The 16,319-nt window shown below is 65.3% G+C and carries 13 protein-coding genes; 7 read left to right on the forward strand and 6 right to left on the reverse strand.

The window, feature by feature from the left end; all coding sequences use genetic code 11:
* Positions 1–11 precede the first annotated feature (11 nt).
* On the forward strand, positions 12–878 hold the full coding sequence (locus AYK61_RS02700) for an SCO6745 family protein (RefSeq protein WP_121869713.1): 867 nt from the start codon (positions 12–14) through the stop codon (positions 876–878).
* Between the two features lie 6 nt (positions 879–884).
* Here the strand turns inward: AYK61_RS02700 and AYK61_RS02705 are convergent, their stop codons facing one another.
* Together AYK61_RS02705 and AYK61_RS02710 are read right to left on the reverse strand one after the other, a co-directional pair.
* Entirely contained in the window at positions 885–1,742 is an 858-nt protein-coding gene (locus AYK61_RS02705; RefSeq protein ID WP_121869714.1) for an ABC transporter permease, read from the reverse strand.
* Positions 1,739–4,600 carry an alpha/beta fold hydrolase gene (locus tag AYK61_RS02710; RefSeq protein ID WP_121869715.1) on the reverse strand — a complete coding sequence of 954 codons (2,862 nt, stop codon included), beginning with the start codon at positions 4,598–4,600 and terminating at the stop codon, positions 1,739–1,741. The genes AYK61_RS02705 and AYK61_RS02710 overlap by 4 nt, the downstream gene beginning before the upstream one ends.
* A 182-nt stretch (positions 4,601–4,782) precedes the next feature.
* On the opposite strand from AYK61_RS02710, the gene AYK61_RS02715 reads away from it, so the two are divergent.
* Positions 4,783–5,235: a universal stress protein gene (locus tag AYK61_RS02715; protein ID WP_032378962.1), complete on the forward strand. Its 453-nt coding sequence runs from the start codon at positions 4,783–4,785 to the stop codon at positions 5,233–5,235.
* Between the two features lie 66 nt (positions 5,236–5,301).
* Here AYK61_RS02715 and AYK61_RS02720 read toward each other — a convergent pair whose 3' ends face one another.
* The 3 genes from AYK61_RS02720 to AYK61_RS02730 form a co-directional block, all read right to left on the reverse strand.
* Complete coding sequence (locus AYK61_RS02720) at positions 5,302–7,623, reverse strand: ATP-binding domain-containing protein (protein WP_121869716.1); 2,322 nt, start codon at positions 7,621–7,623, stop codon at positions 5,302–5,304.
* 139 nt (positions 7,624–7,762) lie between these two features.
* Positions 7,763–8,953 (reverse strand): DoxX family protein, encoded by a 1,191-nt coding sequence (locus AYK61_RS02725; protein ID WP_121869717.1) that lies wholly within the window; start codon positions 8,951–8,953, stop codon positions 7,763–7,765.
* 137 nt (positions 8,954–9,090) lie between these two features.
* Positions 9,091–9,780: an MBL fold metallo-hydrolase gene (locus AYK61_RS02730; RefSeq protein ID WP_121872374.1), complete on the reverse strand. Its 690-nt coding sequence runs from the start codon at positions 9,778–9,780 to the stop codon at positions 9,091–9,093.
* 259 nt (positions 9,781–10,039) lie between these two features.
* Between AYK61_RS02730 and uvrA the strand changes: the two genes are divergently transcribed.
* Positions 10,040–12,970 carry an excinuclease ABC subunit UvrA gene (gene uvrA / locus AYK61_RS02735; RefSeq protein WP_121872375.1) on the forward strand — a complete coding sequence of 977 codons (2,931 nt, stop codon included), beginning with the start codon at positions 10,040–10,042 and terminating at the stop codon, positions 12,968–12,970.
* A 96-nt stretch (positions 12,971–13,066) separates the two neighbouring features.
* Here uvrA and AYK61_RS02740 read toward each other — a convergent pair whose 3' ends face one another.
* Positions 13,067–13,447: a DUF1844 domain-containing protein gene (locus AYK61_RS02740; RefSeq protein WP_045199679.1), complete on the reverse strand. Its 381-nt coding sequence runs from the start codon at positions 13,445–13,447 to the stop codon at positions 13,067–13,069.
* 380 nt (positions 13,448–13,827) lie between these two features.
* Here AYK61_RS02740 and infC point away from each other — a divergent pair, with 380 nt between their 5' ends.
* The 4 genes from infC (at position 13,828) to AYK61_RS02760 (ending at position 16,199) form a co-directional block, all read left to right on the forward strand.
* Entirely contained in the window at positions 13,828–14,568 is a 741-nt protein-coding gene (gene infC / locus AYK61_RS02745; protein ID WP_045199680.1) for a translation initiation factor IF-3, read from the forward strand.
* A 114-nt stretch (positions 14,569–14,682) separates the two neighbouring features.
* Entirely contained in the window at positions 14,683–14,877 is a 195-nt protein-coding gene (gene rpmI, locus AYK61_RS02750) for a 50S ribosomal protein L35 (RefSeq protein WP_032394297.1), read from the forward strand.
* 87 nt (positions 14,878–14,964) lie between these two features.
* Positions 14,965–15,354 carry a 50S ribosomal protein L20 gene (rplT, locus tag AYK61_RS02755; protein ID WP_032378959.1) on the forward strand — a complete coding sequence of 130 codons (390 nt, stop codon included), beginning with the start codon at positions 14,965–14,967 and terminating at the stop codon, positions 15,352–15,354.
* A gap of 38 nt (positions 15,355–15,392) precedes the next feature.
* Positions 15,393–16,199 carry an RNA methyltransferase gene (locus AYK61_RS02760; protein WP_121869718.1) on the forward strand — a complete coding sequence of 269 codons (807 nt, stop codon included), beginning with the start codon at positions 15,393–15,395 and terminating at the stop codon, positions 16,197–16,199.
* Positions 16,200–16,319: the final 120 nt, after the last annotated feature.

Below are 16,319 nucleotides of genomic sequence, written 5' to 3' on the forward strand. Positions count from 1 at the left end.
ACGGTTCAGTGATGGACGCAACCACCGCCGGCCGCACCTCTCGCGCGCTCGAACTGATTCACTCGATGACCTATTTCCTTCCGGAGACGCAGGACGCGCTCGTCGCCGCCGGGTTGCCGCCCCGGGCCTGCTATTTCGCGGGCCGAGCAGCGCCTCTGGGGCGCGTCGGCGCAGGTGTCGTGACCGCCACGTTCTACAACTTCAACCGAGAATTGGTGGCACCGCTCATCCCGGCCGCCTGGGACATCGCGTCACCCGACGAGATCATGGCCATCCGCTATGACACTCTCGATGCCGCTTTCGGCCGACTGCTCGGCCCCGAGGTTCTGACGTCTGCGGACATGGCCGAGGCTGCCGATCTGGCATCGATCGCGGCGCGTGGAATTCCCGGTGACGACGGTCGTCCCCTGTACGCCGCGTATGCCGAGCTCGACTGGCCGACAGCTCCGCATCTCGTGCTGTGGCACGCCCTGACCCTGATTCGCGAATACCGCGGCGACGGTCACATCGCGGCGCTGCAGACGGCGGGCCTGAGCGGCTTGGAAGCGTTGATCACCCACACTGCCACCGGCTACGGCTTCGAGAAGGAATTCGCGCGCAAGCGTCGTGGATGGTCGACGGAGCAGTGGGACGCAGCGGTCGCGTCTCTGGCCGACCGAGAGCTGCTCTCGTCGGACGGTGCGCTGACTCAGGACGGCAAAGATCTCCGCTCATTGGTCGAGGACATCACCAACGACCTCGCCGTCTCGCCGTGGGCAGCCCTCGGAGAGGACGGTGCCGCTCGGCTGGTCTCGCTCGCGACACCGTGGCGCGAGTCGATCGTCGGCCAGGGCGTCATTCCCGAGGGCGTCTTCGGGCCTGCGATCAAGAGGAAGTAACCCGCCTCAGCTGGTGATGTCCTTGGTGCCGAAACGTCGCCACGCGATCAGCCCGAACAGTGCCGCGTACGTGATGGCCGAGAACGAGCCGACCACCATGTCGTTCCAGTCGATGCTCGTGCCGAATGCGTCGATCCACGAATTGGCGTAGTGCCCGGGCAGGTAGTTGCGCAGCGATCCCAGCGCCGTGATCTGATCCAGAATCTGCATCAGAATCGACGTCATCACCGCGCCGCCGACGGCCCCGAGAGGGGCGTCGGTGAGCACCGACAGCAGCATCGCCAGGCCGGCGACCCACAGCAGGTTGATGCCGATGTACGCGACCGCGATCAGCAGCCGTAGCAGCGAGGTGCCGTAGGGCAGTCCCTCACCCAGCGGCGTGATGAGCGACTCCGCCCCGTACATCACTGTGCCGATCAACAGGGACACCCCGACGAGCACCAGGATCGCAGCACTGGACAGCGTCGCAGACACCAGTGCTTTCTGCGTCAGCAGGCGACTCCGGGGCACGGGAATGGCCAGCAAGTATCGCAGACTCGACCACGAGGCTTCGCTTGCCACCGAGTCGCCGAAGAACAGGGCCACCACCACGATCAGCAGAAATCCCACGGACATGAACAGAGCGAAGACCGTGAAGTTCATGCCTCCGCGTGTGCCGAGCTCGATGAGCCCATCGGCATCGGAGTCCGCACTCGAGCTGCCGACGGTGAAGGCGATGGCCAGGATCACCGGGAGCAGGGCCAGGAAGCCGATGGCCAGCTGAGTGCGGCGACGTCCCAGTTGCCTGCGCAACTCGGTACGGAACGGCAAGGTGCTGCCGCCGGTGTATCCGGCAGCGCGCCCGTCTGCGTGTGTGGTGCTCATGATCGATCCTTGCTGGTGTCGGACCCTGGGTTGTCCCGGTGGACGAGGTCGAGGAACACGTCTTCGAGGCGCGTCGACTGCGAGAATCCGCGCACCGAGACCCCTGCGGTGACAAGCTCTCTGATCACGACGGCGGCATCGGCGTCGGTCAGGTCGACGGTCACCGTGCCGTCGTCGACGATCACTGCACCGTCGTGGCCGGAGGCACCCAGCACCGACTGCGCGCGGGAGGCGTCGTCGACCCTGATCTCGGTCTGTCCGCCGGCGGCGGTCAGTTCGCGCACCGTGCCGGAACTGATCACCGATCCGCGATTCATGACGACCACGTGGGTACAGGTCTGCTCCACTTCGGCGAGCAGATGGCTCGACACCAACACGGTTCGACCGGTCTTCGCGTAGTTGATCAGCACATCGCGCATCGTCCTGATCTGGGGTGGGTCGAGTCCGTTGGTCGGTTCGTCGAGGACCATCAGATCCGGCAGCCCCAGCATGGCCTGGGCGATCGCCAGCCGCTGCCGCATGCCTTGGCTGTACGACTTGACCTTGCGTTCGATCGCGGTGCCGAGGTCGGCGATCTCGAGGGCTTCCTCGAGGTGAGCGTCCTCGATCGGGCGACCCGTCGCTTCCCAGTACAGCCGCAGATTCTGCGTTCCGGTCAGGTGCGGTAGGAATCCGGATCCCTCGACGAACGAGCCCAACCTGGACAGCACCGGGGCTCCGGGCGTCACCTTGTGGCCGAAGACTCGAATGTCGCCACCGGTGGGTGTGATCAGGCCCATCAACATGCGCAGGGTTGTGGTCTTTCCTGCACCGTTGGGCCCGAGGAGACCCAGAACCTGGCCCTGCTTCACCTCGAAGCTGACGCCGTCGACGGCGCGGAAGCCATTGGAGTAGGTCTTGGCCAGATCGGTGATCACCAGGGGAGTGTCGATCAGGTCCTCGTCCACTTCGGCTACTGCGCGACGTTTGGTCCGCACGACTCCGGCGACGATCGCGCCGGCGACCACGAGCAGGACGACACCGATGCCGATCAGCGGTGCCAACGGAACGGTGCTGTTGGCGCTCGCCTCAGCGGGGACGGTGGGCAACGCGATGGTGTTGTCGGTCATGGCCACGCTGAACTGTGCCGGTTCGAGAGGAACGGCATAGGCCTGATCGGTGGTGGAGATGCTCAGTTCGAGCCGATGACCCTGCTGCACGGTGTAGCTGATGCCGGGAAGCGCAACGGTGACGTCGACGGGATCGATGCCCTCGGTATCGGGTAGGCGAATTGCCGAGACCGCCCCGCCCGGAAGAGTTCTCGTGCCGTTCGGTGCTACGTCGTAGAGCTTCGCGAACAGAACGGCTTGACCGGGTGAGGCCAGCGACGCCACGCGCAGGTTCACCCTCGGTGCACCGGTGATCGTCACCGACGAATCGACGGGATCGCTGGTGAACGTGGCCGACTGGCCCGGCAGGTCCGCGGTCAGGGCGGCTCCGGCCCCGGTCGATCCGAGAGTCGAGAGCACCGAGCCCAAACCAGGTATCGACGAGATCGCCGACGGCGACGCTCCGGGCGGACGAACGATCGACTGGTTCTCTGCGGTCGGAGCGAACGTCACCGATTCGGTCTCCGTGGGATCGGCTGCGGAGGTCAGTCCCGGGTAGGCGGGAGCCGTCATTCGGCGGTCACGGTCGCCGCCGCGCTCGTCGGCTGCCCGCTGAGTGGAGTAGACGAACGGCTCGGTGCCGGTGCCGGTGCCGGTCGCGGCGTCGGTGTCACGCAACGTCGTGTCGAAGAAGTCGGCGATGGCTCGATCGCTCGTGCCGTCCGTTCCGCCTGCGTCGTGGCCGCCGTCGAACCATCGCACGGTGACGTTCCCACCGGCCGCGGCGATCTGACGCGCCGTTGCGTCGGCCTGATCCAGACCGAACAGAGTGTCCTGGGTGCCCTGAACCAGCAGAGTCGGTACGGTGATGTTCGACGCCACCGCGACCGGCGAGTGGGCAGTCAGCAGATCGAGGAGTTGCTGGCTGGGGATTCCGGTCACCGCGGATTGGGTGTAGGCGTCGCAGAATTCGGGTGCGAATCGTCCGCAGGCCGAGGTGCTCTCGGCGGTGCTTGGATCGGTGCCTTCGTCGCCGTTTCCGCCGGGCGGTGCACTCGCTGCGCCCACTCCGAAGAACACTCCGGCCCAGCCGCGCTTGAGGACACCGGGTCCGCCGTACTCGGCAGCTGCGGGAGTGACGGTGTCGCCGAGGGCTTCTCGGTCTTCGGCGGAGGTGACGCCGTAGTTGGGGAACAGTGCCTGACCCAGGTCGTTCCAGGTGATCGCTGCGGCTATCGAATCGATCCTGGGGTCGGTCCCGCCTGCGCTCAGTGCCAGTGCGCCGCCGTAGGATCCGCCGGCGACTCCGACGTGCGGGTCGCCGGGAGCGTCGAGTTCCACCTCCGGTTGTTCGGCGAGCCAGTCGATGAGTCCGCGTGCGTCGGCGACCTCGCGATCGGGGTCGTTGAGCGAGATCGAACCCGTGCTGTCGCCGAACCCGCGTGCGCTGTAGGCGAGCACGGTGTACCCGCGCGTCGCGAGGTCACGTGCCTCACCGTCGACCGAGTCCTTGCTGCCGCCGAAGCCGTGGGCGAGCAGCACCGTCGGCGCGGGGGTGACGGCGGGGGCGTAGAGACGAGCGTCGATGTCGACGGTGCCCGTCGACCCGGGGTTGTCCGGTAGCGTGATGCGCGCATCACGAGTGGATGTGTCGGCGCTCGAATCCTGGGGGAGGAAGACGAATGCGAGGGCGGCTACCGCCAGAACCGCAATCACGGCGGCACCGACAGTCATGGCCCGTCTCGACAGTGGCGGGCGGGGAATCGGCATGGAAACCAATGTATGTGAGTGGCGCGGATCGTGTTGTTCCCCAAGTTCACGTGCCGATCGGCCGGTTCCGGCTAATGTCAGCGAATCAGTCCCCGGACCACGTCTTTCGGTCCTGTGACTTGCACCAATCGAGTTCGACCAGAAGTGTCACATCTGTGTGTGACCGACAAATGGAGGAATGAATGAGCGCCTACCGCACCGTCGTCGTCGGGACCGATGGCTCCGAATCGTCACTGCGGGCAGTGGAGAAGGCCGCGGCTCTGGCGGGAGACGCCGATGCCACCCTGGTGATCGCCTGCGCGTACTACCCGGCCGATCCGAAGGACACGTCCGCTGCCGCCGACGCATTGCGCGAGGACGCCTACCAGATCACCGGATCGGCACCGACGCGTGAGATTCTGCGCACGGCGCGCGAGCACGCCACCAAGGCCGGTGCGAAGAACATCGAGGAGAAGGCGATCGTCGGTGCTCCCGTCGAGTCGCTGCTGGCACTCGTGGACGAGGTGAAGGGCGACCTGCTCGTCGTCGGCAACCGCGGCCTGAACTCGTTGACGGGCCGCCTGTTGGGATCGGTCCCGTCGGACGCCGCTCGCAAGTCCACGTGCGATGTTCTGATCGTGCACACCGTCCGCTGATCTCACCCCGTACACACCAACGGCCCGCTCCTCGAAGGGGAGCGGGCCGTCGGTGTGTACGGTGCTCTAGGCTTCCGGCTCGAACGGTTGCAGCGCCGAGAGTTCACCCGGCAGTGCGTCCACGTGCACCACGCCGAGTCGTTGCGTCGCTCGGGTGAGCGCCACGTACAGATCGTTCATGCCCTTGATCGACTCGGCCACGATGGCACCTGGTTCGACGATCAGCACCGAGTCGAACTCGAGTCCCTTGGCATCCTTGACCGTCGATACGGTGACCAGTTCCGATGCCAGATGGCGGAATCGGTCGACGTGGCCTGCGGGAACCAGCACGGCGCTCAGGCCAGGGCGCGGGTGATCGGCCACACGCTTCTCCACCGCAGTGACCAGATCGGCCGCTGCCACTCGTTGGGCCCACGGCCTGGCTCCGGTGCTGCGGATGGATCGCGGCTCGGACTGCTCGGGATCGATGGCAGCCAACACATCGTGTGCCACGGCCATGATCTCGGACGGTGTTCGGTAGTTCACCGTCAGTTCGGTTCGCTTCCAGCGCTTGGCCACATACGGTTCGAGAACCGAACCCCACGACGAGGTTCCGGCGGGATCGCCGGTCTGCGCCGTATCGCCCACCAGTGTCATCCACCGATTCGGTATGCGCCGCATCACCATTCGCCACGCCATCGCAGAGAGTTCCTGCGCCTCGTCGACGATCACGTGCCCGTAGGTCCACGTTCGGTCACCGGCGGCCCGTTCGGCCGTGGTCAATCGCTGACCCGAATTCTGCCGTCGCGCAAGCTGATCGGCATCGATGAGGTCGTAGGCCATCAGAATCTCCGGATCGAGTTCGTCCTCGAGGTCCTGAGGTGCCGAACCGGTCAGGATGTCCAACGCGCCCTGGGCATCGGCGATCTGACCGCGCCACTGACGTTGTGCCTGTTCACGTTCGGCTGCGTCGTCGACGCCGAGCAGCTCGGCGAGTTCGTCGAGCAGGGGAGCGTCGGCCGACGAGAAGCCGTGGCCCCGACGAACGAGAGACTCACGCTCCAACTCATCGAGTGCCGGCGCCGCCGAGGCGATCTTCTCGGGCGATGCGAAGAGGTCGCGGAGAACCTGCTGGGGAGACAGATCCGGCCACAGTTCGTCGACAGCGGCCATGACGTCCTGATCCTCGCGCATCTCGTCGCGCATGTCCGCGATGTCGTCGGCGCTGAGCAGGCTGGACCCGTCGACGAGGTTCTGTCCGAGTTTCGCCGCCAACTGATTGGCCAACTGGTCGATGACCGAGGACACGAACAGGGGCCGAGCCAGGTTGTGTGGTCGCCGGGACGAGCGGGCGCGACCGCGAGCCCTGGTCACGATCTTGCGGTCGAGCGTGATGTCGTAGGTGTCGAACTTCAGTCGACGGGGCTGCGCGGGGACTTCCTGACGGTCGCGTACCGCTTGGGTCAGCACCTCGACCATCGACAGTCTGCCCTTGACCTCGGTCGCCACGGCCGAGTCCTCGCGTTGTGCGCGGACTCCCGGATAGAGATCGCCGATCGTGGACAGCAGTACACCCGTCTCGCCGAGTGACGGCAGCACCTGCCCGATGTAGTCGAGGAACGTGGCGTTGGGTCCGATGATGAGGACACCGCTCTTACCGAGCTGCTGGCGGTAGGTGTAGAGCAGGTAGGCGGCGCGGTGCAGCGCGACGGCCGTCTTGCCGGTGCCCGGTCCGCCCTGAACCACCAACACACTGCGATGCTGCGATCGGATGATCGCGTCCTGCTCGCTCTGAATCGTCTCGACGATGTCGTTCATCTGGCCGGTACGTGCGGCGTCGAGTGCCGAGAGCAGCGCACCTTCGCTCGCGACACCGCCCGCCACGGCGGCATCGCTCGACGATCGGGCAGAGTTCAGGTCGAGGAATTCGTCGGCGATCGACGTCACTCGACGACCGCGGGTGCGAATGTGCCTGCGCCGCAACACGTTTTCGGGTGCAGCGGGAGTCGCCAGGTAGAACGGCCGGGCCATCGGTGCTCGCCAGTCCAACAGCAGCGTCTCGTAGTCGTTCTTGTCGTCGAGAATTCCCACGCGACCGATGTAGCGCTCGGGCCGGTCGTCGACCTTGGGGTCGAGGGAATCGGGATCGAGGTCGATGCGTCCGAAACACAGTCCGTTCTCGGCGGCGTCGTACTTGGCGATGTCCTCGGTGTACATCTGGTTGAACGATTCGCGTTCGCTACGGGCCTGCGGGGTGCCGCCGGTCTCCAACAGCACCGCGCGCAATCGGTTCGCGGCGTACTCGCGCAGTGCGTCGAGCTGGGTGTACAGCCGCGTCAGGTGCGCCTGCTCGATGTCTTCTTCGATCGGCACATCGGAGTTTCTCGATGTGTGGCCGTCGTCCGGCAAAGGGTCTCCTCGGGAGTTCGGCCGAGGCGAAGATATCGCCTCGAAATCAGCCAGAGCAGTCTACGTCGCACAACGGCCCTGCCGCAGAACCGCTGGTTCCGGGGCAGGGCCGCGTCTGTTGCTGTGTTCTCGGCGAGAACTACTTCGCGTACTGCTGCAGCTTCTTGTCCAAGTTCTTCTGAGCCTTGGCAACTCGCTTCTCGAGCTTGGCGCGAGCCTGCTCGGTCACCTTCTCGAGTTCCTTGCTCTGCTTCTCCGCACGCTTGCGGGCCCGCTTGCTCAGCGTCTCCACACGATCGGACGCCAGATCGGCCCAGGTGACTCCGCGCTTCTGCGCTTCGTCGGCCAAGACCGAACCCCTCTCGGCAGCCAGATCGGCGAGCTTGGACGCGCGCTTCTGGGCCACGTCGGTCAATTCGTGGCGACGATCAGCGGCAACGTCGACGAGCTTGGATCCGCGCTTCTGCGCGATCTCGGCCAGGTCGGTTCCGCGGTGCGCAGCCTTGTCGGCGAGCTTGGAGCCGCGCTTCTGCGCCTCTTCGGCCAAGTCGCTACCGCGGTCGGCGGCGAGTTCGGCGAGCTTCGATCCACGCTTCTGTGCTTCCTCGGCGAGGACGGAACCCTTGTCGGCGGCCACGTGAGCCCAGCGGTTCAGTGCCGGCTGAGCGACCTCGGCCAGCTCCGAGCCCTTGTCGGTGGCGATGTCGGCGAGCTTGGCCAACTTGGGCTGGGCGGCGTCGGCGAACTTGGCCAGCTTCGGCTGTGCCGCCTCGGCGAGATCGGCGCTGCGGCTCGCGGCGACGGCTGCGATTTCCTTGACCCGCTCACCGGTCTCGTGGGTGGAGTGACCCGGCAGTGCCGAGACGACGCTCTCCTGAGCGCGGCGTGCTGCGCGCTTGCTACGCCATGCGACCGACGGCTTGCCCTCGGTGTCGACGGCCGCGATGAGCAGTCCGCCGAGCAGGCTCAGGTTCTTGAAGAAGTGGATACGCTGCGCAGCCTTTGCCTCCGGGTCCGTCTCGTTCCAGAAGGCGTGCCCGGCGAGTGTCGTCGGTACGAGACTTCCGGCGAGAGCGAGCGAGGCGATGCGCGGTGCCTTGCCGGTGGCCAGCAGAATGCCGCCGGCGACCTGGATTCCGCCATTGATACGGACCAACGTCTCCGGGTCGCTCGGCACGTTCGCGGTGACGTCGTTGGGGAGGACGTCCTTGCCCTGCTCGATCAGCGGAGTGGCGACCTGCGCCTTGCCGGTGGGATTACGGAGTGCGTCGACGCCCCCTGCGATGAAAATCGTAGACATCAGCGGACGGGCGATACGGCGGACCAGCATTGACAGCCTCCTGCGTAGTTTCTCGTGTCATCGGCGGTGGAACCAGGGACGGCACGGCGGTCCGAAAACCTACCGCTGTGCGTCCTTTTGTCACACTATTCATACCCCGTGGTTCACGGTCTCAAGCACGCCGATCGTCACCAGCCGCGTGTGCGCCATTCGTCCAGGTGAGGGCGCTCGGCACCGAGCGTCGTGTCCTTTCCGTGGCCCGGGTAGACGACGGTCTCGTCGTCGAAGCGGTCGAACAATTTCGCCGTCACGTCGTCGAGCAGATGGGCGAAATCCTCCGGGCTGCCCGTCTTGCCGACGCCACCGGGAAAGAGTGAATCTCCGGTGAAGAGGTGGGTGCGCGCGCCGTCGGAATCGGTCAGTGCGAGGGCGATGGAACCGGGGGTGTGTCCGGTCAGGTGCACCACATCGAACGTGAGCTCGCCCACCGACACGGTGTCCCGATCGGCCAGCAGGCGGTCCGGAGCCACCGGTAGGGGGCCGGCATCGAGTTCGTGGGCTGCGGTCGGCGAGTCCGTACCGCCGGCGATGTCTGCCAGCGCCTGCCAGTGGTCGGCGTGCTGGTGAGTCGTCACGATGAGTGAGAGTGTCGGCGCATTCTCGTCGATGAGCAACGAGATACGGTCGGCCTCGTTGGCGGCGTCGATCAGCAGCGAGTGACCTGTTGCGGAACAGACGACAAGGTAGGTGTTGTTGTCCATGGGGCCGACCGACATCTTCGTGATCGTCGCTCCGGGAATCGTTCGCCGCTGCGGCTGCGAACCCTGGGAGAGGACGCCGGTGTAATTGTCATCGATGACCATGAGGTGCTCGTCCATTTCGAGGACGCTACCGTCGTCGACGGCACGATGGGCGTCGGGGTCGCGCACGTGGAAAAGTCTGTCGGTGCCTGGATCTACCATTGCTACTGCGTGAGGTTCGTCCCTCACCACAACAGGTTTTCGACGTGGGGTCCACGGTTACACGACGGTGACCGGTGCGTCGGCATCACACGTCATCACGCGACTCGAAGGTCGTGCAGTGCTGCGCCCCGCAGCAACTCGGCTGGACGTGCTCGTTCGGAAAGAAGGGAACACAGTGGCGGATCGCCTGATAGTGCGAGGTGCACGGGAGCACAATCTGCGGGGAGTCGACATCGACCTGCCGCGGGATGCGCTGATCGTGTTCACGGGTCTGTCCGGCTCGGGCAAGTCGTCCCTCGCCTTCGACACGATCTTCGCCGAAGGGCAGCGTCGCTACGTCGAGTCGTTGTCCGCATACGCGCGACAGTTCCTCGGTCAGATGGACAAGCCGGACGTCGATTTCATCGAGGGCCTCTCGCCTGCGGTCTCCATCGATCAGAAGTCGACCAACCGCAACCCGCGATCGACCGTGGGCACCATCACCGAGGTCTACGACTACCTCCGTCTGTTGTACGCGCGTGCGGGAACGGCTCACTGCCCCGTGTGCCGCGAACAGATCGCGAAGCAGACTCCGCAGCAGATCGTCGATCAGGTGCTGGACATGGAGGAGGGCCTGAAGTTTCAGGTTCTCGCCCCGGTGGTGCGTACCCGTAAGGGCGAGTTCGTCGACCTGTTCGATTCGCTCAACACCCAGGGCTACTCGCGTGTTCGGGTCGACGGCGTCGTACATCAGCTCACGAGCCCGCCGGTGCTCAAGAAGCAGGAAAAGCACGACATCGAGGTCGTCGTCGACCGCCTGACCGTCAAGTCGAGTTCGAAGCAGCGGCTGACCGATTCGGTGGAAACCGCCCTTCGGTTGGCCGACGGCATCGTGGTGCTCGATTTCGTCGACCGTGACGAGAATGCGTCGGACCGTGAGCGCCGGTTCTCCGAGAAGCTCGCCTGCCCCAACGGTCACCCGTTGTCGATCGACGATCTCGAACCTCGGTCGTTCTCCTTCAACTCGCCGTACGGTGCGTGCCCGGATTGCGTCGGGCTCGGCGTCCGCAAGGAGGTCGACCCGGAGCTGGTCGTTCCAGACGGCGATCTCAGCCTCGCGGACGGTGCCATCGCACCGTGGTCGATGGGCCAGACGTCGGAGTACTTCGGTCGCCTGCTGTCCGGGCTCGCCGACGCCATGGGATTCGACCTGAACGCGCCGTGGAACAAGCTGCCCGCCAAGGTCAAGCGTGCGGTCCTCGAGGGCAGCGATCACCAGGTGCACGTGAAGTACAAAAACCGCTACGGCCGCACGCGGTCGTACTACGCCGAGTTCGAGGGTGTGATGCCGTTCCTGCACCGCCGGTTGGAGCAGACCGAGTCCGAGCAGATGAAGGAACGCTACGACGGCTACATGCGCGACGTGCCGTGTCCCACCTGCAACGGTGCCAGGCTGCGGCCCGAGATCCTGTCGGTGACGATCGCGGCGGGCGACTTCGGGCCGAAGTCGATCGCCGAGGTGTGCGAGTTGTCGATCGCCGACACCGCAGATTTCCTGAACAGCCTCACTCTCGGTCGCCGCGAGGAAGCAATCGCAGGTCAGGTCCTCAAAGAGGTGCAGGCTCGGCTCGGCTTCCTGTTGGACGTCGGTCTGGAATACCTGTCACTGGCCAGGACCGCCGGCTCGCTGTCCGGCGGCGAGGCCCAGCGCATCCGACTCGCCACCCAGATCGGGTCGGGACTCGTCGGCGTTCTGTACGTCCTCGACGAGCCCTCGATCGGACTGCATCAGCGCGACAACCGTCGGCTCATCGACACGTTGACGCGGCTGCGCGATCTCGGGAACACGTTGATCGTCGTCGAGCACGACGAGGACACCATCCGCACCTCCGATTGGATCGTCGACATCGGTCCATTGGCGGGTGAGCACGGTGGACGCGTCGTGCACAGCGGTTCGTACGAGGACCTGCTGACCAACGAGGAATCGTTGACCGGTGCGTACCTGTCCGGGCGGATGGAAATTCCGCTGCCCGACACCCGTCGTGTCGTGGACAAGAAGCGTCAGGTCACCGTGGTCGGTGCCCGAGAGCACAACCTCCGCGGCATCGACGTCAGCTTCCCGCTCGGCGTGCTGACCTCGGTCACCGGGGTGTCGGGTTCGGGCAAGTCCACGCTCGTCAACGACATCCTCGCGACGGTGATGGCGAACAAGCTCAACGGTGCCCGTCAGGTTCCCGGTCGGCACACGCGCATCAACGGACTCGATCAGCTCGACAAGCTCGTGCGGGTGGACCAGTCGCCGATCGGACGCACACCGCGCTCGAACGCGGCAACGTACACCGGGGTGTTCGACAAGATCCGCACCCTGTTCGCGGCGACAACCGAGGCCAAGGTGCGCGGCTATCAGCCCGGTCGATTCTCGTTCAACGTCAAGGGCGGCCGGTGCGAGGCATGCTCGGGAGACGGCACCCTCAAGATCGAGATGAACTTCCTGCCGGACGTCTACGTTCCGTGCGAGGTCTGTGAGGGTGCGCGGTACAACCGCGAGACACTCGAGGTCCATTACAAGGGCAAGACCATCGCCGAGGTCCTGGACATGCCGATCGAGGAGGCCGCCGACTTCTTCGAGGCCATCACCTCGATCCACCGTTACCTCAAGACGCTCGTCGAGGTCGGTCTCGGGTACGTCCGCCTCGGCCAACCGGCAACGACGTTGTCCGGCGGCGAGGCGCAGCGCGTCAAACTGGCCGCAGAATTGCAGAAGCGGTCCACCGGCCGTACGGTCTACATCCTCGACGAACCGACCACCGGCTTGCACTTCGAGGACATTCGCAAGTTGCTCGGCGTCGTGAACGGTCTCGTGGACAAGGGCAATACGGTGATCGTGATCGAGCACAATCTCGACGTCATCAAGGTCTCGGACTGGGTCATCGACATGGGTCCCGAAGGCGGCTCCGGCGGCGGAATGGTTGTGGCGCAAGGGGATCCGGAGGCCGTGGCCGCGGTTTCCGAGAGCTACACCGGCAAGTTCCTTCAGGAGGCGCTCACTCGTGAGTCCGTCGTCGCTCCGCCGGTGAAGGCCGCTCCGAAGAAGCGCAGGCCTCGCAAGGTCGCCGCTGTCCGATAAGCGCAGCAGACAGGGGTAACAGCCCGCGCACGACGAAGCCGCATCCGGTACTCACCGGATGCGGCTTCGTGTGTGTCTACTTCGCTGGTGTTCTGCTCAGTGCACCGGACCGGTGTACTTCTCGCCCGGGCCCTTTCCTGGCTCGTCCGGGTGGGCAGATGCTTCCCGGAATGCGCGCTGCAGTGCCTGCAGCCCGTCGCGAATGGGTCCGGCATGGGGGCCGAGGTATTCCACCGACGCGGTGACCAGGCCTGCCAATGCGGTGATGACGCGTCGTGCCTCGTCGAGGTCCAGGTAGGGGCTCTCCGCGGGATCCGGCTCGGAGAGACCCAACTTCTCGGCTGCAGAACTCATCAGCATCACCGCAGCGCGGCTGATGACCTCGACCGCGGGGACCTCGGCGAGTTCACGGACTTCGGGCTCGGCACCCAGGGGGTCGGCACCTGCGGCATCGTCGGGATTGGGGGAGCTGGTCATGCCTACGAGAATCCCACGCCGCCTTCGGCCGGCAGAATCGGGTGCCGACGCTGTCCGGGGCGATCGGGCTCGATTGTCGGTTTCTCGAATCGGCTGGTAGTGTGACTCGACGACCGTCTTCGGCGTGCGCTCCTCGATGGAGTTCACCGCACGGAGGCAGCAAGTGGAGCCCGACTCCCACCGGCACGTAGCCTTCAACAAGCTACTTCCGGTCCGGTCGCACGATGGAGATCTTACCGATTTCCGCTGTGCTTCCTCCCAGTGAGGAGACTGTACGACGATGGTTGTCGTGCGGATCGACCGGTCGACATCGGGCCCTGCTATCGGATCACACCGAGAGCAGGGTTTTTTCGTTGCAGCGGTTCGCATCGCTGCGGGGAATGTCGAGGATCGACGGCGACGGGCTGTGCCAGTGGCAGGCGGTCGGGTTACACACCACACCGCACTACCTAGGAGGCCCCATCAGCACTGAGACCCGCATCAACGATCGCATCCGAGTTCCCGAGGTCCGGCTTGTCGGACCGGGCGGTGAACAGGTGGGGATCGTGCGTGTTGAAGATGCACTCCGCTTGGCTCTCGAAGCCGACCTCGACCTTGTAGAAGTAGCTCCCGACGCACGTCCGCCGGTCTGCAAGATCATGGACTACGGGAAGTTCAAGTACGAGGCTGCGCAGAAGGCGCGCGAATCGCGCAAGAACCAGACGCTGACCGTCATCAAGGAGCAGAAGCTCCGTCCCAAGATCGACGCACACGACTACGAGACGAAGAAGCGCAACGTCGTTCGCTTCCTCGAAGCCGGCTCGAAGGTCAAGGTCACCATCATGTTCCGCGGCCGCGAGCAGTCGCGTCCCGAACTCGGCTTCCGTCTGCTGCAGCGCCTGGGCGCGGACGTCGCGGAGCTCGGCTTCGTGGAGACCTCGGCCAAGCAGGACGGCCGCAATATGACGATGGTGTTGGCACCGCACAAGGGTGCCAAGACTCGCGTCAAGGCACAGGAGAGCGCAGCGGCTCCGCCCGCGCAGCGCGCACCGGCCCCCGCGCCGGAACAGCCCGCCGACGCAGCCCCGGCTGCCGAGGCACCGGCCGCAGCAGCTCCGGCTACTCCGGCGCAGACCAACTGAGCCTCGCGCTCTACCAGTAAGACAGCCCTACACCTGCTTCGGTGCACAGGTTTTCCGTAGCGATGTACGGCTGTGCCATGCACCACCGAAGAGCTATTAGAAGAAGAGGATTTCATGCCCAAGCAGAAGACCCACAGTGGTGCCAAGAAGCGATTCAAGGTGTCCGGCAGCGGCAAGATCCTGCGCCAGAAGGCCGGCCGTCGCCACCTGCTCGAGCACAAGCCCACCAAGGTGACTCGTCGCCTCGATGGTGTCGCCGTCGTCAAGAAGCCCGACGTCCCGCGGATCAAGCGCCTGCTCGGCATCTGATCTGGACCGGCCGCCGACCGATAACGGTCGGCTTCATCCCATTACCATTCGGGGTTTCACAAGCCCCCAGATCGACAGGATTTACCAGTGGCACGCGTAAAAAGGGCCGTCAACGCCCAGAAGAAGCGCCGTTCGATTCTCGAAGCGTCCAAGGGATACCGCGGACAGCGCTCACGTCTGTACACCAAGGCCAAGGAGCAGCAGCTCCACTCGCTGACCTACGCCTACCGGGACCGCCGCGCGCGTAAGGGTGACTTCCGCAAGCTGTGGATCACGCGTATCAACGCTGCAGCTCGGGCCAACGACATCACGTACAACCGCTTCGTCCAGGGCCTCAAGGCCGCGGGCGTCGAGGTCGACCGCAAGATCCTCGCCGAGCTCGCTGTGTCGGATGCTGCTGCGTTCGCCAGCCTGGTCGCCATCGCCAAGGCTGCATTGCCTGCCGATGTCAACGCTCCGGCCGGAGAAGCAGCCTGAGCGAGTCGACGTACGACGACTCAACACCGAAACGGCCCGTGGATTCGCTGACCGAGCGAACTCCGCGGGTCGTTTCGGCCGTCAAGCTCGCTCGAGCCGCGGAACGCAAGAAGACCGGGCTCTTTCTCGCCGAAGGCTTCAATGCTGTGTCCGAGGCGGCGCAGTCACGGTTGGTTCGTGATCTGTTCTTCACCGCGGATGCCCTCGAGCGCCACCATGACCTCATCGCGTCCGTCGAGGCCGGCGGCGCACGAGTTCATCCGATCACCGACCGTGCTGCGAAGGCATTGTCCGACACCGTCACCCCGCAGGGCCTGATCGCAGTCACCGAGTTGGTCGACGTCCCGATCGACCGTGCGCTGGCCGGAACACCGCGGTTGGTGGCCGTACCGGTGGAGATGGCAGAGCCGGGCAATGCCGGGACGGTCATTCGCGTCGCCGACGCGGCCGGAGCGGATTCGGTCGTGCTGCTGGGCGACTCGGTGGACCCACACAATGGCAAATGCGTCCGCGCCTCTGCAGGCAGCGTGTTCCATCTGCCCATTGCTCGGGAGCGAACGATCGAGTCCGGAATCGACGCGTTGCGCAGAGCGGGTCTGACCATCGTCGCCACGGCCGCCGATGGCGAAGTGGACCTGGACGACGCCGACGAACTGCTCACGCAACCGACCGCGTGGTTGTTCGGCAACGAGGCGCACGGGCTGCCCGAGTCGGTGACACGCGACGCCGATCACCGGATTCGAATCCCGATCCACGGCCGCGCCGAGAGCCTCAACCTGGCAACCGCCGCGGCGATCTGCCTGTACGCCAGTGCCAGGGCGCAGCGACGCTCCGAAACTCCGTGAGCAGGTCTCGCCTAGGATCGATACCTGTCTGCTCCGCGCAGGAGTGAAGCCTGCGCAACGACCCTTGTTGCGCAGGAGTGAAGCCTGCGCAACGACCCTTCGTGGCAGACACCGACTATT

It is taken from the genome of Rhodococcus sp. SBT000017 (assembly GCF_003688915.1).
Taxonomy (GTDB): Bacteria; Actinomycetota; Actinomycetes; order Mycobacteriales; family Mycobacteriaceae; genus Rhodococcoides.